This window comes from Thermostichus sp. MS-CIW-36 (genome assembly GCF_054059035.1).
Window position 1 is genome coordinate 86,838 of the sequence record NZ_JBSSBR010000003.1, and the last position, 22,755, is coordinate 109,592.

Genomic DNA, 22,755 nt, shown 5'->3' on the forward strand with positions numbered 1-22,755 from the left:
CGCTTGCAGAGCCCTAGAGGGTTGGATTGCTGGGAATGGGGTTCCCCCGTTTGGTGCAAATGGATACGCAAATGTCTGTAGAGATGAGCAAGAATGGTGGCAGGGTTTCGTCAACCCTTAGGTGCTGCTCCTCTTTAGGGTTGGACTTGAACTCGGTCGGGATTGAGCTTGAATTGGTTTGTGTCTAAATGGTTCTAAGGGATGCTGGATTTTTCTGGAAAAATTCGCCATATAAGGGGAAATCCTTTTCCTTTGCTGTAGCGGTGACAAGGATCCCAGGAGCATGGCGCGATTGTTAGAAGTATGGCGGCTGGAAACGCGGTTCTATACCCAGGATGGAGTGGTGAAGGCCGTCAACGGTTCCAGCTTTCACGTGGACGAGGGGGAAACTCTGGGCATTGTGGGGGAATCGGGATCCGGCAAAAGTGTCACCATGCTCTCGGTGATGCGGCTGATCCCAACACCGCCGGGCAAAATTGTGGGGGGCGAGGTGCTGTTTGCCGGCCAAGACCTGCTCAAGCTGAAAGAATCGGAAATGCGGCGCATCCGGGGCAACCAGATCGCCATGATCTTTCAAGACCCCATGACCTCCTTGAACCCTGTCTTGCGAGTGGGCCAACAAATTGCCGAGGCTCTGCAGTTGCACCTGGGCATGACTCCTGCCCAAGCACGGCAGCGGACTATTGAACTGTTACAAATGGTTGGGATCCCGGCAGCAGCCGAGCGGGTGGATCACTATCCCCACCAATTCTCCGGGGGGATGCGGCAGCGGGTGATGATTGCCATGGGCCTGTCCTGCCGCCCAAAGCTGTTGATTGCCGATGAGCCCACCACCGCCTTGGATGTGACGATCCAAGCCCAGATTGTGGAGTTGATCAAAGCCTTGCGCGAGGAGATCGGCATGGCGATTATCTGGATTACCCATGATTTGGCCTTTTTGGCGGGCCTGGCCGACCGGATCTTGGTTATGTACGCCGGCCAGATTGTGGAAGAAGCTCCGTTGCACCAGCTTTACAAAAATCCCCGTCATCCCTACACCATCGGCCTGCTGCAGAGCATCCCCCGCCTGGATGAGCGCCGCCGCGAAAAGCTGCAGCCCATTGAGGGCATGCCCCCGGATTTGGTCAACTATCCCAAGGGTTGTCCGTTTGCGGCCCGTTGTCGCTTCGTCATCGACCGCTGCTGGAGCGAAAATCCAGAGCTGGAGTCCGTTGGATCCCAGCATGCGGTGGCTTGCTGGGTAAAGCCGGAAGGAAAAGCCCATCTGCGGTCAGTGGCCGGTGTCGGCGGGGACGGTGAATCGCTGGAGAGGACGGCCCATGGTTGACCCCCCTTCTTTCCCGGCCAGCGCCTCTGTCGATGCTTGCCCACCTGAGACCGGCCAAGCCACCTTGGTGCGCGTCGAAAACCTAAAAGTGCATTTTCCCATTCGGCGGGGGCTAATCCTGCAACGACAGGTGGGATCCGTCAAGGCGGTGGATGGGGTGAGTTTTGCGGTGCGGCGGGGAGAAACCCTGGGGCTGGTGGGAGAATCGGGCTGTGGCAAGAGCACCCTTGGGCGAGCCATTTTGCAGTTATATCGGCCCACCGCCGGGAACGTGTATTTTGGGGGTGTCGATCTGACCCAGCTCAGCCCGGAAGAGCTGCGCCGCATGCGGCAACGCATGCAGATGGTGTTTCAGGATCCCTATGCCGCTCTGAATCCCCGCCAGACGGTGGGGGCAATTGTGGGGGAGCCCCTGACAGTCTTTAGGGTGGCCGGGGGCAAAGCGCAGCAGGAGCGGGTCAGGGAGCTGCTGGAGGTGGTCGGCCTCAATGCCAACTTTGTCAACCGCTATCCCCACGAGTTTTCGGGCGGGCAACGGCAGCGGATTGTCATTGCCCGTGCCTTGGCTTTGAAGCCGGATTTTATTGTCTGTGATGAGCCGATCTCGGCTTTGGACGTGTCGATTCAGGCCCAGGTGATTAACTTGCTGCAGTCTTTGCAAGAGCAGTTCGGCCTCACCTATCTGTTCATCGCCCATGACCTGAGCGTGGTGCGCCACATTTCCGACCGGGTGGCGGTGATGTACTTGGGCAAGGTGGTGGAGCTGGCGGATCGCGACGAGATTTACCAAAATCCTCTCCATCCCTATACCCAGGCACTGCTCTCGGCAGTTCCCATTCCCGACCCGGAAGTGGAAGCCAGGCGCAAGCGGATCATCCTCAAGGGCGATGTGCCTAGCCCGGTCAACCCGCCCAAAGGATGCAACTTCCACACCCGCTGCCCTTGGGTAACAGAGGCGTGCCGTCAAGATCCACCCCCGGCCTCTCGCGAGGTGAGCGCGGGGCATTTTGTGGCTTGTCACCTGGTGCCCTAGGTAGCCCTCAAGGGATCCCGGCCACGCCGGTTTGGCGGGCAGCCTGGATTACCGCAGCGGCCACCTGAGGAACCACCCGCCCGTCGAAGACCGAGGGGATGATCCACTGGGGATCCAACTCTTCGGCAGGGATCAAGGCAGCAATGGCTTGAGCGGCAGCCAGGCACATCTCGGTGTTGATCTGCTTGGCGCGGCAGTCGAGGGCGCCGCGAAACACGCCCGGAAAGGCCAGCACGTTGTTGATTTGGTTGGGGTAGTCGCTGCGGCCCGTGGCCATCACTGCCACCCGATTGCCCACCAGCTCCGGCTGGATCTCGGGCACCGGGTTGGCCAGGGCAAAGACGATGGGATCCGGTGCCATTTTTTCTACCATCTCCACTGTCAGGGCATTGGCCACGCTCACCCCAATAAACACATCCGCTCCCACCAAGGCTTCCGCCAGGGATCCCTTCTCCTCGACGGCAATGGCCGCCTTCTCGGGGGTGAGATCGGAACGGGAGCGGCTGAGGATCCCTTGGCGGTCGCAGACCAGGATGTGGGCTGCCCCGGCCCGCCGCAGCAGTTGCGTCACGGCAATGCCGGCTGCCCCGGCCCCGTTGAGGACAATGCGCACCTCGTCTAGGCTCTTTTTCACCACTTTCAGGGCATTCAGCAGCGCCGCCAGCACCACAATGGCGGTGCCGTGCTGATCGTCGTGAAACACCGGCAGGTTGAGGCGGGCCTTGAGCTGAGACTCAATGGCAAAGCAGCGAGGGGCGCTGATGTCTTCCAGGTTAAAGCCGCCAAATCCCGGCGCCAGGCGCACCACCGTCTCTACAATTTCCCCCACCTCCTGAGTGGCCAGGCACAGAGGAAAGGCATCGATATCGGCAAAGCGCTTGAACAGCGCCGCCTTCCCCTCCATCACCGGCAAAGCTGCCTCCGGGCCGACATTCCCCAAGCCCAGCACCGCACTGCCATCGGTTACAATGCCTACACTGTTGCCCTTGATGGTGTACTCATAGACCGCGGCGGGGTTGGCAGCAATTTCTAGGGAAACCCGCCCCACCCCCGGCGTGTAGGCCATGGCCAGATCGGCGGCGCTCTCCAGGGGGCTTTTGGCCACCACCTGCAGCTTTCCCCCGCGGTGCAGCTCAAAGGTGCGGTCCACCGCCCGCTCCACCTTCACATTGGCCAAGGAGGCAACGGCGGCGTAAATTTGCTGAGCATGCTCGCTGCTGACGGCATCCACCGCGATCTCCCGTACCGTCTCCGCAGGGGATTGGTGGATGAGATCGATCTGGCTGAGGCTGCCTCCCACTTCCGCAATGGCCTGGGTGACGCGGGCTAGGGCTCCCGGCTGGTTGAGCAGGCGAATGCGCAGGGCAATGCTATAGCTAGAGCTGGGGGTAAGTTTTGTCATAGCTCCCTATGGTAGACGAAAAATCCGCTTCCGACTTGCACACCCTGGCCAACTGGCTGGAGGGCTACTACAGCAACCGCACCCAGGCGATGGCAGAGCCGGTGTGGTTTGTGCCGGTCAGCCTTTGGTACGTGCGCCTTCCCCACCTGTTCTCGGAGGGGATCGGCTTTTTTACCGAGCAATTTAACCAGCACACGCCGGGCCAGTTTTATCGCAGCCGGGTGCTCCAGGTATTGGGGGATCCCTTGCGGATCGAGAACTACAAATTGCGGGATCAAGCAGCTTGGGCAGGTGCCTCTCAGGATCCGCAGCGCTTGGCGCAGCTCTCCTTGGCCGACCTGGAGCATTTGCCCGGTTGTCGCATTTTGGTGGAAAAGCGCCCAGACTGCTACCACGGCGAAATGCTGCCAGGCGGAGAATGTCGTCTGAACCCCGGGGATAGCACCTATATCCACATCGAGTTCGACCTCACCCCCAGCGAATTCATCACCTGGGATCGGGGCTTTGACGCCGCCACTGGCCAACAAACCTGGGGATCCCGCGCCGGACCCTACCGCTACCAAAAAGGGATCCCACCGGCCTCTTCCCCTCGCCCTTGGGGAGAGAGGGACAGGGGGTGAGGGCCAGAAAACAGTCAGGGGAACAAAAAAGGCAACAGATCTCGAAATCCTTTGCGCAGCCTGAGCAAAAAGATCAGCCGTTCCACCTCGGGGGAGACGGATCCGGTTTTGGGCCGAGCTGCCAAGGCTTCCTGGAGTTCTAGAGCTTCGTCGGCGGTGAGGGGCTGATTATCGACCGGAGAGCGAGCCCGCAAATCTGGCTGCGCCCGCAGCACCTCTTCCGGGATCTCATCGGCAGGGGGCAGTGCCCAAGCTTCCGGCCAAAGCAGCAGCAGACCCGCGCAGCAGCCCAGTCCTGCACTCCAGAGCCGTTGGCCCATCCGACCGGTTCTCCTAGCGTTGTCCACTGAACTCCACCCCTTGAAGGGATCCCTCCCAACCTTTCCCAACCCCTCGACCTGTTGCTGGGGGAAAGGGGGGGATCCCTTTAGCTGGCCATGGCTTCCGAGCGCTCTTGGATCACCCGATCCACGATGCCGTAAGCCTGAGCTTCTGTGGCCGAGAGGTAAAAGTCTCGCTCCACATCCCGCTCGATTTTCTCCAGCGGCTGGCCGGTGGTTTGTGCCAAGATCTCGTTCATGCGCCGTTTGACCCGCAGCGTTTCGCGGGCGCGAATTTCAATGTCGCTGGCTTGGCCTTGGATTGTGCCCAGGGAAGGTTGGTGAAGCATGATACGGGAGTGGGGCAGGGCAAACCGTTTTCCCTTAGTGCCGGCAGCCAGCAAAAAGGCTCCCATTGAAGCTGCTTGGCCCACGCAAACCGTAACGATATCTGGCTTGATGTGGTTCATGGTGTCGTAGATGGCCATGCCCGCCGTCACAGAGCCACCGGGAGAATTGATGTACATCACAATGTCCTTTTGCGGATCCTGCGAGTTGAGGTAGAGCATCACCCCCACGATGGTATTGGCCAAGCTATCGTCAATGGGCTCGCCGATAAACAAAATCCGCTCTTGGTACAGGCGATCGTCAAGGCTAATCCACTGGCTATAGGGCTCGCCGGGCAAACGGTAGGGAACCCGAGGCACTCCAATCGGCATAAGTTTCTCCTGGCAAAGTATGAAACACAGAACGACGCGCTTGTAAGATATCTTCCGCGCTCAAATCCAGCTGGGGCAAAACCGAGGAAACAATGCGTCCAGATCCAGTTTTGACCTCGCCTTCGTATTCTCCGCCAACCCAGCGCACCGCGGAAACGGACTGCTTGGCTGGATCCACTGGGATCCCACGGGCAGCGTAATCTTTGCGCTTGTCTTGATCATCGTGTTTTTCATTGTCTACTCCGGGGGAAACGACTTCCACCACCAACAGCGGCAGGGGCATGTGCAGGCAAGGATTCCGCAACCGTTTCCCAGCAAGCTCACATAGCGGGATGCAAAGCCATCACCTCTGGATTGCGCAACCGAGCCTTGGCTGCGGGCACTTCGACCTCAACTTGGCCCAAGCTCAGGCGTTGGATGGGCAAAAACTTGGGCAATTCCGCAACCAGAAACAGCTCAATGAGGGTGTCCATACGCTCCTCGGCTTCCCGAATGGACCCGTCTTCAGGTTCAACCCGTCCTTCATAAAGCCCGTCCGTGAGGCGTAGGTACTCCCCCACCGTCAAAGGCTGTACGGGAACTTGAACCATCGACGGATCCCTCTGCTTTAGTTTTTGGCTGCTGCCAACCTCGGCAAGACTTTGGAACTGGTCAACACCTGATCGATGAGGCCGTAGGCTTTGGCTTCCTCTGGTGTCATGAAAAATAGCCGCTCCGTGTCCTTCTTGATGCGCTCCATAGGCTGGCCCGTGCTGCGGGACAGTTGCTCCAGCATCATGTTGCGCAAAGTCAGAATCTCGCGGGTGCGAATTTCGATGTCGCTGGCCTGTCCACGGGTGCCCCCATAGGGCTGGTGGAGCACGATCGTGGCATTGGGCAGACTGGCCCGAAATCCTTTGGCTCCTGCTGCCAATAACATGGCCGCCATCCCAATGGCATTGCCGATGCAGATAGTATGCACAGGCGGCTTGATGTAGTTCATGGTGTCCAGAATGGCAAAGGCCGCTGTGTCGTAGTTATAGGTGCCCGTCGAGTTGATGTACATCTTGATCGGCTTTTCCCGATCCTCGTACTGCAGATACAGCAGTTGCTCGATGATCAGCTTGGTGACGTTGGCATTCGACTCCTCTGCAAGGGGCAAGCCCAGGTAGACAATGCGCTCCTGCAGCAGCAGCGAAGCCAAATCTGGGGGTGGGGTACGAACCGGAGCGCCGCCATAGTAGTAGTAGGTCGATTGCACCATGCCAGAGATCTCCTACGCCTGGGTCTGTTCAACTGAAAAACACCAGAAAAACAACACTTGAGGACCACAAGGGATCCGCAGCATCCCAACGGATCCCTTGCAGTCTGAGGACCTCTCAAAGCCAGCTTTACTCCGCCCCTTGAGGCAAGAGAACCCGCTCCGGCTCCGTGACCAGCACCTTGGGCTTGCGCTCCTCATCCACATCGATGAGCACCTCCGATCCCTCCCGGACATGCCCAGTCAGGATCTCTTCCGCCAGGATGTCTTCCAGCAGGCGTTGGATGGCGCGGCGCAGCGGGCGTGCCCCGTAGCTGGGGTTATACCCCTCCTCCACCACCAAGTCTTTGAAGCGGTCGCTGACCGTAAGGCGGATTTTCTTCTCCGTCATGCGGTCAAACACTTCCTTGAGCAGAATGTCGGCGATCTGCTTCACTTCGTCCTTGGTCAGTTGGCGGAAGACGATGATCTCGTCCACGCGGTTGAGAAACTCCGGACGGAAGTACTGCTTCAGCTCTTCGTTCACCAGGTTGCGGATGCGGTTGTAGTTGGCATCCTCATCGTTGGTGTTGAACTCAAAGCCGAGGCTGCCACCACCCTTCTCGATGACCTTCGAGCCGATGTTGGAGGTCATCACCAACAAGGTGTTCTTGAAGTCCACCGTGCGGCCTTTGGCATCGGTCAGGCGGCCATCCTCCAGGATTTGCAGCAATAGGTTAAACACATCCGGGTGCGCCTTCTCGATCTCGTCGAAGAGCACCACCGTGTAGGGGCGACGGCGTACCGCCTCGGTGAGCTGACCTCCCTCGTTGTAGCCCACATAGCCCGGCGGGGATCCGATCAGCTTGCTGACCGTGTGCCGCTCCATGTATTCCGACATGTCGAGGCGGATCATGGCCGACTCAGAACCGAAGAAGTAAGCTGCCAAAGCCTTGGTCAGCTCGGTTTTGCCCACCCCCGTCGGGCCGGAGAAGATGAAGCTGGCGATGGGGCGGTTGGGATTTTTCAGCCCCACCCGAGCGCGGCGGATGGCCCGGGAGATGGCCCGCACCGCTTCGTCTTGGCCGATGATGCGCTGGTGCAGGGTTTCTTCCATGTTCAGCAGCTTCACTGACTCGCTCTCGGTCAGCTTGGCCACCGGCACCCCCGTCCAGGCGCTGACCACTTGGGCCACGTCCTCTTCGGTTACCTCAGGCATTTCGCTGCGGCTGCTCTCCTCGGCTTTTTTGGCAGCGGCAATGGCGCGGATCTGCTGCTTGATCTCCATCTCCCGATCCCGCAGCTCACCAGCCTTGTCGAAGTTCTGGGCCCGCACCGCAGCGTCTTTCTCCTTGAGCACTCGCCGCAACTCTTGATCCAGCTCCCGCGCCGCCGGGGGCAGTTGAGAGTTGATCAGGCGCACCCGCGAAGCAGCCTCGTCGATCAAATCGATGGCCTTATCTGGCAAGAACCGGTCGGAGATGTACTGGTCGGCCAGCTTGGCTGCCGCATCCAAGGCGGCATCGGAGATCTTTAGCTTGTGGTGCTGCTCGTAGCGCTCCCGCAAGCCAAACAGGATCTCGATGGTCTCGGAGACCGTCGGCTCGCCCACCATGATGGGCTGGAAGCGGCGCTCCAGAGCAGCATCCCGTTCGATGTGCTTGCGGTACTCATCCAGGGTGGTGGCGCCGATGCACTGCAGCTCGCCGCGGGCCAAAGCAGGCTTGAGGATGTTGGCGGCATCAATCGCCCCTTCCGCAGCCCCGGCCCCGATCAGGGTATGCACCTCGTCGATGACCAGGATGATGTTGCCGGCATTGCGGATCTCATCCATGATTTTCTTGAGGCGCTCTTCAAACTCGCCGCGGTACTTGGTGCCGGCCACCAGCAAACCAATATCCAGGCTGATCACCCGCTTGTCGGCCAAAATATCCGGCACATCCCCCTGCACAATGCGCTGGGCCAAGCCTTCGGCAATGGCAGTTTTGCCCACCCCTGGCTCGCCAATGAGGACGGGGTTGTTCTTGGTGCGGCGGCCCAAGATCTGGATCACCCGCTCGATCTCCCGCGTCCGACCGACCACCGGATCCAGCTTGCCCTCCTGGGCCAGTTGAGTTAGGTTGGAGCCGAATTCGTCCAGGGTGGGCGTTTTGGTGCGACTGGAGGATCCCCCCCCTGCCGTCACTTCGGCAGTCTCGCCCAACATGCGGATCACCTGGGTGCGCACCTTGGACAGATCCACCCCCAGGTTTTCCAAGACGCGGGCTGCCACCCCTTCCCCTTCTCGGATTAGGCCCAGGAGCAGGTGCTCAGTGCCAATGTAGTTGTGGCCGAGCTGGCGGGCCTCTTCTAGGGAGAGTTCCAGCACTCGCTTGGCGCGGGGAGTGAAAGGGATCTCGACGGCCACAAAACCGGATCCCCGACCGATAATTTTCTCGACTTCAATGCGGGCGTCCTTCAAGTTCACTCCCATGGACTTGAGAACTTTGGCGGCGACCCCAGTGCCCTCGCCGATTAACCCCAACAAAATTTGCTCGGTGCCAACGAAATTGTGACCTAACCGTCTGGCTTCTTCTTGGGCCAGCATGATCACCTTGATGGCTTTTTCTGTAAAGCGTTCAAACATGATCCTCGGGCTCCCTACGCCTGCATCAAGGCGGACTTGATAGGGGTAATCCTAGCACAAGTTCTGGCGAAACCAAGGGACGGTAAATACCCCAGACGGAAGCTGTCTGGGGCCAAAACGCGCCTGGAGAGATTTGAACTCCCGACACCGTGGTCCGTAGCCACGTGCTCTAGTCCACTGAGCTACAGGCGCAAAAGGGGCGGGCCAACCACGGTTGACTGTCTGTCCATACTATCTGTCCATAGTTACTCAGATACTATCCAGTACTATCCAGAGACAGAGATGGACATCTATCAATGTGGCTTAGGCATTCTAGCACAAGAGCGTTTTTTGGAAAGTCCAACGGGGGTGTAGATATCCGCCAGCGTTAACATTGCCCTTGCCAAGGTTGCCGGACTTCTCCCCCCACTTCCAGGCCGGCTTGGGGGCTGGTGGCCTTGATCACCGGCGTCCAGACTTGGCCGTTGCGCTGCCAAAGCTGCAGGTGCAGATGTCCTGCCAGGGTATCCCGACAGTTGCGCTGCATCCCTTCTGGGCCAGGGGCGAATACAGTTTGGCCAGGCCGCCGCGTGTGCCCTTCCAGCTGAATACACCAGAGGGCACTTTCTCCCCAGATTCGCCAGGATCCCCAGGGATCCACTTGCCAGGTCAGCCGAGCGGATCCGGGTCGCCATTCCAAAAAGGGCTGGGATCCCCATCCATGCAAGCTGATCAGGGCCACTTCTTCGGGGCGGGTGAGCACCTGCCGCTCAGCTCCGGCACAGGTGAGGCTAAGGCCGGGATGTTGGGGAAAGGCGTTGCACTGGATCCAAAACCAGCGGCGAGGAAAGCTTTGGCCCCAATTTTTTTCGGCGTAGGCGGGAGCCTGCTGAAATGCATAGCGCCTGCCTCTCCACTCCACCCAGCCGGTGGCCAAGCCATGGCTCATGAGGATCTGCCAGCCCGGCTCAAAGATGGGCAGATAAGACCAGGCTCCCATGGTGGCTCGGGGTGGGATCCCATAGGCAAAACGAGGTTGAATGCGGTAGAGCCAGCGAATGGGCTCAGAGCCCAAGGGATCCGGCAAAATCCCCTGATTGAGGTGGGCGGTGTATTGGTAGCCACTGGCGGTGCGCTGGAAGAAGGTGAAGGGATCCTGAAGGCCGCGACAGCCGGGGCCTGGGATCCCTGAGTGCCCCAAGGCCAGATGGGTTGAGCTGGCCCAAAAGCGGCGGGGATTGGGGAAGGTGCGCCAATGCAACTCCTCCTCCGGCCCCAACACCTGCGCCATGCCCCCGCGCTTGGGATCGATGGCGTACATGAAGGCAAAGCTGATGGGCGGATCCCCGGGCAAGGTGACGCGGCTGTACCAGCCCTCAAAAAACCGCTCTGTGCAGCCATCCCAGTGATAGCCGGCATGGGGCAGGGATCCCCAATCTGTTGAGTTGTTTTGCCCAGAGCAAGCCGCCGTTGGAGGAAACGCCATTGAGACCTAAGCCATCGCAACAATGATAAACGGAAGTCTATGCTTACCAAAATAATAATTGTATTGTTTCTATATTTATTTGCCCTTAGGATATCAACCAAGCTGAGATTTAAGGATTTCTTGAGATTTCACGAAGGAAATCCATGGGTCAGGCGACTTGAACTGGAAAGCTTCCATCTTGCCTTCACATATCCTTTCGATGAGGTGAGCATGACGTCACGTCGTAACTTTTTGCTGTCTGCGGGTGCGGCCACCGTGGGTGGACTCGTGAGTGGCAGCTTAGCACGGGCCAGCACAGGCTACTGGGTTGCCCAGGCCAGCGGCCCAGAAACCCCCAATCTCAGGTTAGGCTTTATACCGATTGTGGAGTCTGCCCCCCTGATCATCGCCAAGGAAAAGGGCTTTTTCGACAAGCATGGCATGACCGGTGTAGAGGTGTTGAAGCAGGCCAGTTGGCCGGCAGCCCGTGACAATGTGGTCATCGGCTCAGCGGGTGGGGGAATCGACGGTGGCCAGTGGCAGATGCCGATGCCTCACATGATCCACATTGGCGCCATCACCAACAATCAGCCGGTGCGCATGGCAGTTCTGTGTCAGTTGATCACCCAAGGCAACGGAATTGCCATTGCTGGAATGCATGTTGGCAAGGGTTTGGGGCTGGATATCTCGGGAGCCGCGGATTACATCAGAAATTTCAGCGCCAGCAACGGACGCAAATTCAAGGCCGCTCATACCTTCCCCAACGTCAATCAAGATTTTTGGATCCGTTACTGGTTTGCTGCTGGGGGGGTAGATCCGGATCAAGACATCGACCTGTTGGCGGTTCCCTCTGCCGAAACGGTGCAGGGGATGCGCAATGGCACCATGGATGCTTTTAGCACCGGGGATCCCTGGCCCTACCGGATTGTGGCCGATGGGATCGGGTTTATGGCGGCCCTTACCCAACAGATTTGGCCCTTTCACCCCGAAGAATACTTGGCCATTCGCGCCGATTGGGTAGAGCAAAACCCCAGGGCCACACAAGCCACTTTGATGGCGGTGATGGAAGCGCAGCAATGGTGCGACGATCCGGCCAACCGAGAAGAACTGACACGCATTCTCTCAGGGCGTGCCTACCTGAATGTGCCGGTTGAAGTTCTCACCCCTCCCTTTCAAGGCAACTACGAATTGGGAGACGGCAAGCCAGCTGTTCAAGATTTCAATGCCGGGCCCTTGTACTGGGAAGATGGCCGGGGCAGCGTCTCTTACCCCTACAAGAGCCATGACCTTTGGTTCCTGACGGAATCCCTGCGTTGGGGCTTTCACGCTCGCTTCCTTCCCGATCTGGATACTGCCCGTCGTCTGGTGGATGAAGTGAACCGTGAAGATCTCTGGCGTGAGGCCGCCCAGGCACTGGGGGTGAAGAACATCCCCAACAACACCTCGCGGGGAACAGAGCGTTTCTTTGACGGTGTGGTGTTTGACCCACAGGATCCGCAGGCTTACCTGAACAGCCTGAAAATCAAAAGGGTCTAGCTGAATAGCTTGATTGGGCCAAGTTCCTCACCTTCTTTCGCAGGAAGTCCATGGCTTACCGTTCCCTTGTTCGAATCTCTCGCGCGACAGGGATCCTGCCTACCTGTGGGATCCCACGAGGTCGAAAAAAGCGGTGCCGAGCTTTCTGCCCAAACGATGGAAAGTTGATGGATGCTATGAGCCTCGCACTTTTTGAATAACTTTAAATGCCATGTTGAGGATCGGCTATGTTGGCTCTACTTCACGTTCCGCGCGAACTCTTCAGGGATCCTCCTTTTGAGAGGCCGGCCCGGCCTCGCTGGGACAAGCTCATCCTTTCAATAGCCGTAGGAATCCTGAGTTTTCTGATTGTCGTGAGAGTTTTGTTGAGTTTGCAATCCCTGTGTTTGCCCATCCAAAGAAAAGGCAAGGCCAATCCCAGTTCATGCTCTGTTTCCAACACGGTGTAGAACCCTGCGGCTGGAATGTTCTGAGAGCGCGACAACAGAGAACCTTGTAAAACCCTATCCTCCTCTAGGAGCTATGACGACAACACTTTCTTCTCCGGCAAAATCTGCAACGGCGAAGTTCGATTTGGCGAAGTACCGAGATCAGATTCTCCCCCCTGTGGTGGGTATTGTTGGATTCCTGCTCATCTGGCAGCTCTTGGCCAGTGCCAACCTTATTCGGCTGCCGGGGCCCTGGGATGTGTGGATGGATGAGCGCAGCCGGTATCTGATCCTGCATCCTTTGTATCGCAACAGCGACCTTGACCAAGGGCTGCTGCGCCAAACCTTGGCCAGCTTACAAAGGGTGGCCATCGGCTATTGCAGTGCCGCTTTGGTGGGCATCACGTTGGGCATTTTGGTGGGAAGCAGTGTGTGGATCAACCGAGCTTTGGATCCCATTTTCCAATTTTTGCGCATGGTAGCTCCCTTGGCTTGGGTGCCCATATCTTTGGCTGCTTTGCAACGCAATGAGCCGGCTGCCCTGTTCGTTATTTTTATTACCTCAATTTGGCCCATTCTCATCAACACGGCTGTGGGGGTGAGACAGATCCCGGAAGACTACATCAACGTCTCCAAAGTGCTCAAGCTCTCCAAAGTGGACTTCTTTTTTAAGGTGTTGCTGCCCTCAGCCCTGCCCTACATGTTCACAGGTCTGCGCATCGGCATCGGCCTGTCTTGGCTGGCGATTATTGCCGCAGAGATTGTGATGTCGGGTGTGCCGGGGATCGGCTTTTTCATCTGGGATGCCTACCAGCAGAACTACGTTACGGAGATCATCGTTGCCGTCATCTACATCGGAGCGGTGGGATTGCTTTTGGATCGCCTGATGTCTGTTTTGCAAAACAAGATAGCCAACCAATGATGTGTTGGATGTTTTGTCAGTATGTGGTTGGTTTGAGGCTAGGCGGGTGATAGGTTGGGAGGTTTTCTGTGTCTGTATTGGTCAGTGTGGAGCAGGTGGAAAAATCTTTTGCTCTGCCCGGAGGGCAGGAATACCTTGCTCTGAAAGGGATCGATCTGCAAATCCATCGAGGGGAGTTTGTCTCCTTAATCGGCCACTCCGGCTGTGGCAAATCCACCCTATTGAACATGGTGGCGGGGCTGTCTTTGCCTACGGGGGGGATCGTGGCTTTGGATGGGCATACCATCACCGCTCCCGGCCCCGATCGCATGGTGGTGTTTCAGCATTACTCGCTTTTGCCTTGGCTAACGGTTCGGCAAAACATTGCGCTGGCGGTGAATGCCGTTCTTAAAAACCATTCTCCGGCGGAGCGTCAGCAGATCGTAGAAGAGCACATCGATCTGGTGGGTTTGCGCCATGCCGCAGATAAGCCCCCAGCCCAATTGTCCGGGGGGATGAAGCAGCGGGTGGCCATTGCCCGTGCCCTGGCTTTGCGGCCCAAAGTGTTGTTGTTGGATGAGCCGTTTGGCGCTTTGGACGCGCTCACGCGCGGGAACTTGCAAGAGCAGTTGATGCGCATCTGCGAAGAACATCAGATGACCACCCTCATGGTCACCCACGATGTGGACGAAGCGGTTCTTCTGTCAGATCGTGTGGTTATGCTCACCAACGGGCCGGGATCCCGAATTGGGAACATTTTAACCATTGACATTCCTAGGCCCCGCCGTCGGCTGGAGGTGGTCAACCATCCCAGCTACTACAGCTACCGCAGCGAGATCATCTACTTTTTGAACCAACAAAAACGCATCAAGCAATGGCGTGCTCGCCGCAGCACTGTGGTGGCCAGGCATGGCTTGGAAAAGATCAACCTGGAGATTGGCTTTGTGCCCCTCACTGCCTGCGCTCCCTTGGCTGTGGCCAAAGAAAAAGGGTTCTTTGCCAAACACGGCTTGGAAGAAGTGAATTTGGTGCGGGAAACCAGTTGGCGAGGGATCCAAGACGGCATTCAGGGAGGTTATCTGGATGCGGCCCAAATGCCCGCCGGTATGCCGGTGTGGATGTCCTTGGGTGGAGGGGATAACCCGCCTCAGCCGGTGGTTACTGCCCTCACCTTGACCCGCAACGGCAATGCCATCACCTTGCACAAGCGGTTCTATGAGCAAGGGATCCACACCCTCAGCCAGTTGAAGGCTTACATTCTGGATAGTCCCAGCCGTCGGCTCACCTTTGGAGTGGTGCATCCCAGCTCTATGCACAATTTGCTGTTGCGCTACTGGCTGGCAGCCGGTGGGATCCACCCGGATCATGACGTGGTGCTGAAAACGCTGCCCCCGGCTCAGATGGTGGCCAACCTAACAGCCGGCAACATCGATGGGTACTGTGTGGGAGAGCCCTGGAATTTGCGGGCAGCCTTAGAGGGCAGTGGCTTTACGGTGGCTACAGATCTGGAGATTTGGCTGGGCCATCCCGGCAAAGTGTTGGGGGTGCGAGAAGATTGGGCCAGAGCCTACCCCAACACCCACATTGCCTTGGTGAAAGCGCTGTTGGAAGCCTGCCGCTACTGTGAAGACCCGGCCCATCACGACGAGATTCGCGAGCTGCTCAGCCGCCGCGCCTACCTGAGCACCGACCCCTCCTACATTCATCTGGGGGATCCCCAGCGTCTGATCTGTGACTTGGACAGGCCGATGCGGGAATATGCCCACCACCGCTTCTTTCTGGGAGCCGGCAACCGTCCCAGCCGCACCGAGCATCTGTGGATGATGACCCAAATGGCCCGCTGGGGGGATCTGCCCTTCCCCCGCAACTGGGTGGAGATCGTGGAGCGGGTATGTCAGGTGGGGGTATTCAGTACGGCAGCCCGCGAGCTGGGGCTGGATGTGTCTTACCAGCGGCAGCCCATTCAGTTGTTCGACGGGATCCCTTTTAATGGCGAGGATCCCCTGGCCTACCTCAACAGTTTGGCGATTAAGCACGATATTTATGTAGCCGAGGTTGCCTTAGATCGTCGTCCTGTGTTGCTCTAGATACCCACTTGGGCGCCCTTGCAAAAGCACATTCCCCGTTGTGAGAAAATCATGAGTTGGAGCACCCTACGATGACTGCCCTCTTGACAACCTCTACCCCAGCGAACGTAGCCGCAGAACCCTACCTAAGCCTTGAGAATGTCAGCAAGACCTACTCAACTCCCAAGGGGGATTATCCCGTCTTGCGAGATATCAACCTCAGTGTGAACGAGGGAGAGTTTGTCTGCTTGGTTGGGCATTCCGGCTGTGGCAAAACCACCCTGCTGAATATGGTTTCCGGATTTGCCCAGCCCACCAGTGGCTCGGTGAAGCTGAAAGGGCAGCCGATTACAGCTCCTGGCCCGGAGCGCATGGTAGTGTTTCAAGGGTATGCCCTGTTGCCTTGGCTCACGGTTTATGAAAATGTTTATTTGGCCGTTCGGTCGGTATTTCCCCAAAAGAGCCAGTCGGAAAAGCATCGAATTGTGGAAGAACATTTGGATTTGGTGGGGCTGGGGGAAGCCGCTCAGAAATATCCCTCGCAAATTTCGGGAGGGATGAAACAACGAGTAGCCATTGCCCGTGCACTGGCCATCCGCCCGGAAGTGCTGATTTTGGATGAACCTTTCGGAGCCTTGGATGCCATCACCAAAGAGGAGCTGCAAGAGGAGCTGTTGCGCATTTGGGATGAACATCGCTGCACGGTTTTGATGATTACCCACGACATTGATGAGGCGCTGTTTTTGGCCGACCGCCTGGTGCTGATGACCAATGGCCCTGCAGCCACCATCGGGCAGATCGTGACCATTCCCTTCCCGCGCCCCCGGGATCGCGAGCGGATTCTTGAAGATCCGCAGTACTACCGCCTGCGCAACTCGGTTCTCAGCTATCTCTACGGCCATGAAGCCAACCCAGAGGCGGCTTACCGGTAAATCCAACCTGGAGCAGTTGACGGAGCGAGAGGGCGACAAGGCAACCCAAAACCCAAAAACCACACACCTTGGCCATCAGGTGCAGCCCCTGGGCAGGCGATCCGCAAACCTCTCTTGGAACTCGCACACAACGCCGTGCAACCGCTCGTCCAAAACGGCCAGCGTCCGGGATGCGATATATGCTGACCCGCCCCTCCAATTCTGAACCTGCAGCTCTAGTGAATGAGGCGGCGCACCGCCCGAAGCAGCTCCGCGGGGGGAGGAGAGTTGGGATCCCAGCGAATTTCCAACTCAGGTGAGTCTTTGAGCACTTGAGGAGGGCCGGGCGAGGTGTGCAGGATGGCCACACAGCGCAAATTGCCCCGGTCTCGACAAAACTCGTGCCAGAGAGGGATAGCCTCGGGATCCCGGCTGACCACCAGGTAGTGGGAGCAGGCTTCCAGGATCGGCTGCTTTTGCGGATCCACCTTGCCGCCCACATCCACAATCACCAAACTCTTTTGCCGGCGCAAAGCCAGAATGGCCTGGGCATGGAAGCTGAAAAATTCGGGGGTAAAAGAGCCCCGGTACTGGTGCTTGAGGATCTTCGCCTCTTCTGGTGGCAAGTCTAAAGTCCAATTGCCTTCCCCATCCCAATGGGCCCGTTGCAGATAAATATCGGGATGCTCCGGCAGCAGAGCTTCGAAGAGGGCGCGGGCAAGACGGCTTTTGCCACTGTCGGGGGGGCCCACCACCATCACCGCCGCTGCCAATTCTGTTCGCGTCAGCGGGCCGTAGGCCTTGCCCGGCCTTCCCTGCACCCAGGGGATGACCTGGCCCACCCGCACTTCGGGGGTATGGCTGGAGACCACCACCGCGCCCAAGCGTGGGTCATAACAGGCCACCCAACGGGTGAAGTGGCACTCATGCACCAGCCAGCCATACAGCCAAATGGGGGCCCGCCCCGTTAGAACCACCCCCAGCTGGGCATTGATCCCGGCAGGCAGCTGAAGCTGAGCCAAATCCTCTGGAAAAACCAGGCGATCCGGTCGAGTCAGCTCAATTTCGATGACCTGAAAAGACAGTTCCGAAGAATGGGATCTTCGAGGGTCCAAGGACTCCGTCCCGCTGGCGCGAGCGGCCAGACAGCCGGAAAGCAAATGCAGTGCCACAGCAGCCATGGGCAGATTTGACGAGACAGGTTGACTTCAGTATGGAAAAGATTGGAAGTGGGGGATTCCAAATCGTGGCAGAGTGGTCAGGCTCTCGTTTGCGCCTTACTTCAAAAAAATCCCTGGCCTGGAGTGCCATCAACTGGTTGACCTAAGAACCGAGGGAACTGTCGGATGAGCGGATTTGAGCTGCCTTTGACGGTAGAGGTGTTGCGCTGGCTGGCCGGCGGGCAGTTGGCGGAGCGCCTGGAGCGGGCCATGCGCCTGTGGGTACTGCTCCACTGCCTCTATGGCGAAAACCGCTGGCCAGACCTGCCGGAAACCTTTGGCTACACCCACATCCGGGATCGCTTGCTCTCACCACGGCACCCCAAGCAGGATCTGGCACAAGGGATCCCTTCACCCTGTCCTGATGTTGACTGCATTTGCTGGAAACCCTTGAGGTTTTGGCTGAAGGATCCCAACCTATTGGCCGCCTTAAAAGCAGAAGTTCCCGATCTGGAAACGCTGCTAGCTGCCCGACCCTTTCACAAGACCCATCGCACACTGCGCAAAGAGCTGGATTACCTGGCTGCCCGGGGTTGGCTGCAACAAATTCAGGCCAACTCTAGGCGGAGAGATAATTTTCGCTGCCGTGCGCCGGGGGATCGTCCCCAACTGCCCGTATCTTCATCGGCTTTGACCTTATCGGGCCATCAACTGGAACAGATCTATCACATCCTCAGCGATGTGGCCTTTGTACATCCAGATGTGCAGGTTTTGCTGGATGAAATCTGGGCCAACCAAAGGACTCCGTCCCGCTGGCGCGAAAGGACTCCGTCCCGCTGGCGCGATCAGCACTCGCAGCGGCGGCTTTTTGTCTGGTTTGAGTACATCCTCTCGGACGAACAGCAAGAACGGGTGGACGAATATCAAAACCAGCTGGAAGCCTTTTGGGCCAACCCAGAAGCAGGGGTGATCGGTTTTGACTACGCCACCCGCCAACATGGGATCCGGCGTATTCTCACCTATCCGGTCTGCCTGTTTTATGCCCGCCGCGCCAAGTATCTGGCAGCCTTTGGCCAGCTCCCCACCCCCGAGGGATCCCTGGGCTGGCACAATTTTCGGCTGGATCGGATCCAGTCTGAGCGCCTGGCGGTGATTCCCTGGGACGCTCCTTCCATTCCGCCAGAGCTGGCAACCCGCAAACGGCAGAGGAAGCTGCCCAGCCCAGAGGAAGTCCAAGCAGCATGGGAAGAAGCCTGGGGATCCGATTTTTACCTGCCCAAGGCATTGTTGATCCTTCGATTTTCCCCGGAGTTTGCCCGTCGCTATGTGGAAAGCACAGTGCGACATCCCACCTTCCAGCCCATTGCCTACGAGCGGATCCCGGCTTTGGTGCAGCAGGCAGTGGCGGATGTGCGGGAACGCCAACAGATTTTGAACATTCTCCGGCAAAGGCCAACCAGCGACCGGTACTTCCGCGCCTGGGTGCGGGTGGGAGATACCAATTTCACCATGCGTTTGCGCGACTGGCGGCCCAACGGCGAGGTGATCGCGCCACTGGCCTACCGGGAACAGATGGCTCGGGAAGCCCAGGCAGAGCTGCAGTTTTATCGCCCCGACCTGAAGCTTTCTTGACCTTCCTGCCCATGACCACCCTCTACCTAACCGAGCCGGGGACTGTGGTTCACTGCCAAAACCAAACCCTGCTCATTCGCCGCCGTGGTCAAGAGCAGCTTTGCCGCCTTGCGGAGGTGGAGCTGGTGGTGGTGTTGCCCGGGATCCAATTGACCAGCGCAGCCTTGGCCCAACTGCTGGATCGAGGCATCGAAACCATTTTTTTGCGTGCGGATGGCGGTTTTCGCGGTCGCCTGCAGGGATCCTTCTCCACCAACTCTGAGATCCGTCTGGCCCAGTATCAGCGGGCCTACTCCCCCTGGGGGCTGAGGTGGGCCAAGGTGATTGTGCGCGGCAAGATTCGCAACCAACGGGCAATTCTACAACTGCACAACCGGGCTACCCGCGGCCAAATTGCCCCCTTACAGGAGGGTATTGATGTTATCGCCGCCTACCTGCAACAGTTGGATCGCTCCACCACTCCTCCGGATCGAGAAGCGCTGATGGGCCTGGAGGGCATTTGCGCCCGCACCTACTACCAATCCCTGCAACATTGCTTTCCGCCTGAGTGGAACTTCACTGGCCGCAACCGACAGCCGCCGCTCGACCCGATCAACGCTCTGCTCAGTTGGGGCTACGGGGTGCTGCTGGCCCGCGTGTTCTCGGCAGTGGTGATGGCCGGGTTGGATCCCTATCTCGGCTTTTTCCACGCCAACTTGCCCTACCGCCCCAACCTGGTGCTGGACATGATGGAGGAGCATGCCTCTAACCCCCAAAACCCTGAACTTTGCTGAATTTACTGAGCTTTAGGCGGTTTGGCAAAAGTCATTGAGAGGGATATAGTAGACGAAGTTTCCCCCTGATCCTTGAGTCCACCGCAACGGTTGCCGGGAAGTGAAGGGGGAAAGCGCTCGGGGGGTATTCCTCAGGGCTTTGCGGGATACCGCCTTCCTGCTCAGAGACAGGCAGGATGCGATCGCTTCTTTCCTGAACCATGTTCAGGAGAGTTCAGCGTGAATGTATCAGTTGGAAAACAAGCTGGAACAGTCGTGGTTGCCCCTGCTGAATCTCAAGGAAGACAGTCTGCGGGCCTACCCTTTGGATGCCGCGGCCAAGAAGCAGGCCAAAGTCTTCGGGGGGCCTCCCCCCTATGAGCCGCCGGACTACCTGATCTTCTGAGGCTCTCCACCGGGCCGAAATTGTAAAGTTTTGTGCGCGATCTGTCGGGGCGAGCCATCACCAGCCTGACTCTGCCGGCACGAGATTTTAAGGGAAACTTTAGATCTTTTGCCCCGATTGGCCCAAAAACGTGACATGATGGCCGTAGCAAGCTCAATTTCCCCGCTTGCGCTTGGCCGCGAGGACAATGTTAATATCTGTGTCGAGGAATCTCCGTACTCCCTCGCGAACGCACCTTGAAAACCTCATGAATTCAGGCTTTTCCGAGGGTAGGGTTGATCCCTACCTTTTCCCCGCAAGGGGACGGAAACGTTCAGCACCATCATAGAATTCACTGATGGGGCCAACTAAGTTGATCCCTACCTTTTCCCCGCAAGGGGACGGAAACCTTCCCTGCGAGAAGGGAGGTATACGTACTCGCATACGTTGATCCCTACCTTTTCCCCGCAAGGGGACGGAAACACCGCATTTTTGCGGCCTTTGTCGTCACGAAACCATAGTTGATCCCTACCTTTTCCCCGCAAGGGGACGGAAACCCGCTGCGTGTTTTTGCGAGATGACGCAGGCCTGTACGTTGATCCCTACCTTTTCCCCGCAAGGGGACGGAAACCCAAGAAACCCCCGGAGGATCTTGGGATACGAGACAGCACGTTGATCCCTACCTTTTCCCCGCAAGGGGACGGAAACTACAGCTACTCCACACCCTGCATGTGCGTGTATGTGTTATGTGTGTGTTGATCCCTACCTTTTCCCCGCAAGGGGACGGAAACGTCTGCTATCGTCGATGGGGTGCCCATGTTGTGGTGGGCAGTCGGTTGATCCCTACCTTTTCCCCGCAAGGGGACGGAAACAGTCCAAAGCCCTCAATACCTCTGCGAACCTCCCTGCAGCGGTTGATCCCTACCTTTTCCCCGCAAGGGGACGGAAACATGGTTTCCCAGTCGGCTGCGTTGACGTAAACAACCTGTTGATCCCTACCTTTTCCCCGCAAGGGGACGGAAACTCCCATTGCAGGTTAGTGAGCATCCAGTTGATTTCTTCCTGGTTGATCCCTACCTTTTCCCCGCAAGGGGACGGAAACTGGGTATAGTCCAGGGAATCGACCGTGTAGTCGTCACGTTGATCCCTACCTTTTCCCCGCAAGGGGACGGAAACCTATCGGTTACTGTGTCAGGTATCCGCCAACGATCTGGTTGATCCCTACCTTTTCCCCGCAAGGGGACGGAAACGCATCATGACGAGAGAAGAAGTAGTTGTAAATCATGGTGTTGATCCCTACCTTTTCCCCGCAAGGGGACGGAAACACCATGTAATATTGCTCAGCGTAACCAGGGTAAACCGTTGATCCCTACCTTTTCCCCGCAAGGGGACGGAAACCTGACAATGAGTTTAGGCAACTCATGCAAGACTTTAGGTTGATCCCTACCTTTTCCCCGCAAGGGGACGGAAACCCAGAGGACGGAGGGTTTGGGAAGTTTTGTCCTTACGCGTTGATCCCTACCTTTTCCCCGCAAGGGGACGGAAACACTAATTCCTCTCCTCTATCAGCCAATACAGTGTCTGGTTGATCCCTACCTTTTCCCCGCAAGGGGACGGAAACGTCCATGGCGGACAGGTTAGCTTGCATATTCAATTGTCCGTTGATCCCTACCTTTTCCCCGCAAGGGGACGGAAACGAATTAGTCGGAGCCGCTTCCCGAGATTTATTACAGGTTGATCCCTACCTTTTCCCCGCAAGGGGACGGAAACGCCCCGCACGAACCAGCATGTCTTTGGGTAGAATCACTGTTGATCCCTACCTTTTCCCCGCAAGGGGACGGAAACCTCCACAGACACGTCCCTGCAAACCGCGGTGAACAACCGGTGTTGATCCCTACCTTTTCCCCGCAAGGGGACGGAAACCACACCTGGATCTGTGCGGGCTTTATCTTGGCCGACAGGCTGGTTGATCCCTACCTTTTCCCCGCAAGGGGACGGAAACGGCACATGCCAGTCGTAGCGGTCCTCAATCATCCAGAAACCGTTGATCCCTACCTTTTCCCCGCAAGGGGACGGAAACATTGTGCAGTATGGATACTGCACCGGAGGGATAGGACCGTTAGTTGATCCCTACCTTTTCCCCGCAAGGGGACGGAAACCCTTTGTAAATATTGAGCTCAGTCTGGAGCGAGACCCAGTTGATCCCTACCTTTTCCCCGCAAGGGGACGGAAACTTGTCCAGGACTCCGACTTCCTCTAGGTACCACCCGTCGT

18 protein-coding genes, 1 tRNA gene, 1 pseudogene and 1 CRISPR repeat array (1 of these 21 cut by a window edge) are annotated in these 22,755 nt (G+C 57.8%); of the genes and pseudogenes, 10 read left to right on the forward strand and 10 right to left on the reverse strand.

Annotation, left to right across the window (positions count from 1 at the left end; genetic code table 11):
* The first annotated feature begins 283 nt into the window (after positions 1 to 283).
* Both ACVWVQ_RS02705 and ACVWVQ_RS02710 read left to right on the forward strand, forming a co-directional pair.
* Positions 284 to 1,327, forward strand: coding sequence for an ABC transporter ATP-binding protein (locus tag ACVWVQ_RS02705; RefSeq protein ID WP_414358329.1), 1,044 nt, complete (start codon positions 284 to 286; stop codon positions 1,325 to 1,327).
* A complete protein-coding gene (locus ACVWVQ_RS02710; RefSeq protein ID WP_457506751.1) occupies positions 1,320 to 2,360 on the forward strand; it encodes an ABC transporter ATP-binding protein in 1,041 nt (346 codons plus the stop codon). Before ACVWVQ_RS02705 ends, ACVWVQ_RS02710 begins: the two co-directional genes overlap by 8 nt.
* A 7-nt stretch (positions 2,361 to 2,367) precedes the next feature.
* Here the strand turns inward: ACVWVQ_RS02710 and ACVWVQ_RS02715 are convergent, their stop codons facing one another.
* On the reverse strand, positions 2,368 to 3,762 hold the full coding sequence (locus tag ACVWVQ_RS02715; protein WP_457506753.1) for a malic enzyme-like NAD(P)-binding protein: 1,395 nt from the start codon (positions 3,760 to 3,762) through the stop codon (positions 2,368 to 2,370).
* Positions 3,763 to 3,770: 8 nt separating this feature from the next.
* On the opposite strand from ACVWVQ_RS02715, the gene ACVWVQ_RS02720 reads away from it, so the two are divergent.
* Positions 3,771 to 4,382, forward strand: a complete 612-nt coding sequence (locus ACVWVQ_RS02720; protein WP_414400142.1) for a chromophore lyase CpcT/CpeT — start codon at positions 3,771 to 3,773, stop codon at positions 4,380 to 4,382.
* 14 nt (positions 4,383 to 4,396) lie between these two features.
* On the opposite strand, the gene ACVWVQ_RS02725 is transcribed toward ACVWVQ_RS02720, so the two are convergent.
* The 8 genes from ACVWVQ_RS02725 to ACVWVQ_RS02760 all read right to left on the reverse strand — a co-directional run bounded on the left by ACVWVQ_RS02725 (position 4,397) and on the right by ACVWVQ_RS02760 (position 10,731).
* Positions 4,397 to 4,702: a hypothetical protein gene (locus ACVWVQ_RS02725; RefSeq protein WP_457466922.1), complete on the reverse strand. Its 306-nt coding sequence runs from the start codon at positions 4,700 to 4,702 to the stop codon at positions 4,397 to 4,399.
* A gap of 107 nt (positions 4,703 to 4,809) precedes the next feature.
* Positions 4,810 to 5,421, reverse strand: coding sequence for an ATP-dependent Clp protease proteolytic subunit (locus tag ACVWVQ_RS02730; protein ID WP_011432257.1), 612 nt, complete (start codon positions 5,419 to 5,421; stop codon positions 4,810 to 4,812).
* Positions 5,369 to 5,704 (reverse strand): Uma2 family endonuclease, encoded by a 336-nt coding sequence (locus ACVWVQ_RS02735; protein WP_414406671.1) that lies wholly within the window; start codon positions 5,702 to 5,704, stop codon positions 5,369 to 5,371. The genes ACVWVQ_RS02730 and ACVWVQ_RS02735 overlap by 53 nt, the downstream gene beginning before the upstream one ends.
* A gap of 37 nt (positions 5,705 to 5,741) precedes the next feature.
* On the reverse strand, positions 5,742 to 6,011 hold the full coding sequence (locus ACVWVQ_RS02740) for a hypothetical protein (RefSeq protein ID WP_457506755.1): 270 nt from the start codon (positions 6,009 to 6,011) through the stop codon (positions 5,742 to 5,744).
* Positions 6,012 to 6,028: 17 nt separating this feature from the next.
* Positions 6,029 to 6,664 carry an ATP-dependent Clp protease proteolytic subunit gene (locus ACVWVQ_RS02745; protein WP_414381174.1) on the reverse strand — a complete coding sequence of 212 codons (636 nt, stop codon included), beginning with the start codon at positions 6,662 to 6,664 and terminating at the stop codon, positions 6,029 to 6,031.
* Positions 6,665 to 6,791: 127 nt separating this feature from the next.
* Complete coding sequence (locus ACVWVQ_RS02750) at positions 6,792 to 9,266, reverse strand: ATP-dependent Clp protease ATP-binding subunit (protein WP_414407833.1); 2,475 nt, start codon at positions 9,264 to 9,266, stop codon at positions 6,792 to 6,794.
* 118 nt (positions 9,267 to 9,384) lie between these two features.
* Positions 9,385 to 9,458, reverse strand: a tRNA-Arg gene (locus ACVWVQ_RS02755).
* Between the two features lie 175 nt (positions 9,459 to 9,633).
* Positions 9,634 to 10,731, reverse strand: coding sequence for a tocopherol cyclase family protein (locus tag ACVWVQ_RS02760; protein ID WP_457506757.1), 1,098 nt, complete (start codon positions 10,729 to 10,731; stop codon positions 9,634 to 9,636).
* A 204-nt stretch (positions 10,732 to 10,935) separates the two neighbouring features.
* Between ACVWVQ_RS02760 and ACVWVQ_RS02765 the strand changes: the two genes are divergently transcribed.
* From ACVWVQ_RS02765 to ACVWVQ_RS02780, 4 genes are all read left to right on the forward strand, one after another.
* Positions 10,936 to 12,246, forward strand: coding sequence for a CmpA/NrtA family ABC transporter substrate-binding protein (locus tag ACVWVQ_RS02765; protein ID WP_457506759.1), 1,311 nt, complete (start codon positions 10,936 to 10,938; stop codon positions 12,244 to 12,246).
* A gap of 522 nt (positions 12,247 to 12,768) precedes the next feature.
* Positions 12,769 to 13,596 (forward strand): nitrate ABC transporter permease, encoded by an 828-nt coding sequence (gene ntrB / locus ACVWVQ_RS02770; protein ID WP_414357643.1) that lies wholly within the window; start codon positions 12,769 to 12,771, stop codon positions 13,594 to 13,596.
* 68 nt (positions 13,597 to 13,664) lie between these two features.
* A complete protein-coding gene (locus ACVWVQ_RS02775) occupies positions 13,665 to 15,662 on the forward strand; it encodes an ABC transporter ATP-binding/substrate-binding protein (protein WP_414357644.1) in 1,998 nt (665 codons plus the stop codon).
* A gap of 71 nt (positions 15,663 to 15,733) precedes the next feature.
* Entirely contained in the window at positions 15,734 to 16,573 is an 840-nt protein-coding gene (locus ACVWVQ_RS02780) for a nitrate ABC transporter ATP-binding protein (protein WP_414344143.1), read from the forward strand.
* Between the two features lie 215 nt (positions 16,574 to 16,788).
* Here the strand turns inward: ACVWVQ_RS02780 and crn3 are convergent, their stop codons facing one another.
* The gene (gene crn3, locus ACVWVQ_RS02785; protein ID WP_414419712.1) at positions 16,789 to 17,733 is read right to left on the reverse strand and encodes a CRISPR-associated ring nuclease Crn3/Csx3; all 945 of its coding nucleotides are present in this window, start codon (positions 17,731 to 17,733) and stop codon (positions 16,789 to 16,791) included.
* Between the two features lie 165 nt (positions 17,734 to 17,898).
* Between crn3 and ACVWVQ_RS02790 the strand changes: the two genes are divergently transcribed.
* The 3 genes and pseudogenes from ACVWVQ_RS02790 to ACVWVQ_RS02800 all read left to right on the forward strand — a co-directional run bounded on the left by ACVWVQ_RS02790 (position 17,899) and on the right by ACVWVQ_RS02800 (position 20,502).
* Positions 17,899 to 19,344, forward strand: a complete 1,446-nt coding sequence (locus ACVWVQ_RS02790; RefSeq protein WP_457466924.1) for a TIGR03985 family CRISPR-associated protein — start codon at positions 17,899 to 17,901, stop codon at positions 19,342 to 19,344.
* A gap of 11 nt (positions 19,345 to 19,355) precedes the next feature.
* Positions 19,356 to 20,081: pseudogene (cas1, locus tag ACVWVQ_RS02795) on the forward strand (CRISPR-associated endonuclease Cas1); the annotation flags it as partial.
* A gap of 259 nt (positions 20,082 to 20,340) precedes the next feature.
* Positions 20,341 to 20,502, forward strand: coding sequence for a hypothetical protein (locus ACVWVQ_RS02800; RefSeq protein ID WP_457506762.1), 162 nt, complete (start codon positions 20,341 to 20,343; stop codon positions 20,500 to 20,502).
* Positions 20,503 to 20,776: 274 nt separating this feature from the next.
* Positions 20,777 to 22,755: direct repeats of the CRISPR family, unit length 37 nt; unit sequence GTTGATCCCTACCTTTTCCCCGCAAGGGGACGGAAAC; it runs 120 nt beyond the window's last position.

Coding starts and splice junctions, on each gene's coding strand:
- ACVWVQ_RS02745 (WP_414381174.1), bottom strand. CDS start 6,664: ATGGTGCAATCGACCTACTACTACTATGGCGGCGCTCCGGTTCGTACC.
- ACVWVQ_RS02735 (WP_414406671.1), bottom strand. CDS start 5,704: ATGCCCCTGCCGCTGTTGGTGGTGGAAGTCGTTTCCCCCGGAGTAGAC.
- ACVWVQ_RS02760 (WP_457506757.1), bottom strand. CDS start 10,731: ATGGCGTTTCCTCCAACGGCGGCTTGCTCTGGGCAAAACAACTCAACA.
- ntrB (WP_414357643.1), top strand. CDS start 12,769: ATGACGACAACACTTTCTTCTCCGGCAAAATCTGCAACGGCGAAGTTC.
- ACVWVQ_RS02780 (WP_414344143.1), top strand. CDS start 15,734: ATGACTGCCCTCTTGACAACCTCTACCCCAGCGAACGTAGCCGCAGAA.
- ACVWVQ_RS02730 (WP_011432257.1), bottom strand. CDS start 5,421: ATGCCGATTGGAGTGCCTCGGGTTCCCTACCGTTTGCCCGGCGAGCCC.
- ACVWVQ_RS02800 (WP_457506762.1), top strand. CDS start 20,341: ATGTATCAGTTGGAAAACAAGCTGGAACAGTCGTGGTTGCCCCTGCTG.
- ACVWVQ_RS02720 (WP_414400142.1), top strand. CDS start 3,771: ATGGTAGACGAAAAATCCGCTTCCGACTTGCACACCCTGGCCAACTGG.
- ACVWVQ_RS02705 (WP_414358329.1), top strand. CDS start 284: ATGGCGCGATTGTTAGAAGTATGGCGGCTGGAAACGCGGTTCTATACC.
- ACVWVQ_RS02725 (WP_457466922.1), bottom strand. CDS start 4,702: ATGGGCCAACGGCTCTGGAGTGCAGGACTGGGCTGCTGCGCGGGTCTG.
- ACVWVQ_RS02710 (WP_457506751.1), top strand. CDS start 1,320: ATGGTTGACCCCCCTTCTTTCCCGGCCAGCGCCTCTGTCGATGCTTGC.
- ACVWVQ_RS02790 (WP_457466924.1), top strand. CDS start 17,899: ATGAGCGGATTTGAGCTGCCTTTGACGGTAGAGGTGTTGCGCTGGCTG.
- ACVWVQ_RS02740 (WP_457506755.1), bottom strand. CDS start 6,011: ATGGTTCAAGTTCCCGTACAGCCTTTGACGGTGGGGGAGTACCTACGC.
- ACVWVQ_RS02715 (WP_457506753.1), bottom strand. CDS start 3,762: ATGACAAAACTTACCCCCAGCTCTAGCTATAGCATTGCCCTGCGCATT.
- crn3 (WP_414419712.1), bottom strand. CDS start 17,733: ATGGCTGCTGTGGCACTGCATTTGCTTTCCGGCTGTCTGGCCGCTCGC.
- ACVWVQ_RS02750 (WP_414407833.1), bottom strand. CDS start 9,266: ATGTTTGAACGCTTTACAGAAAAAGCCATCAAGGTGATCATGCTGGCC.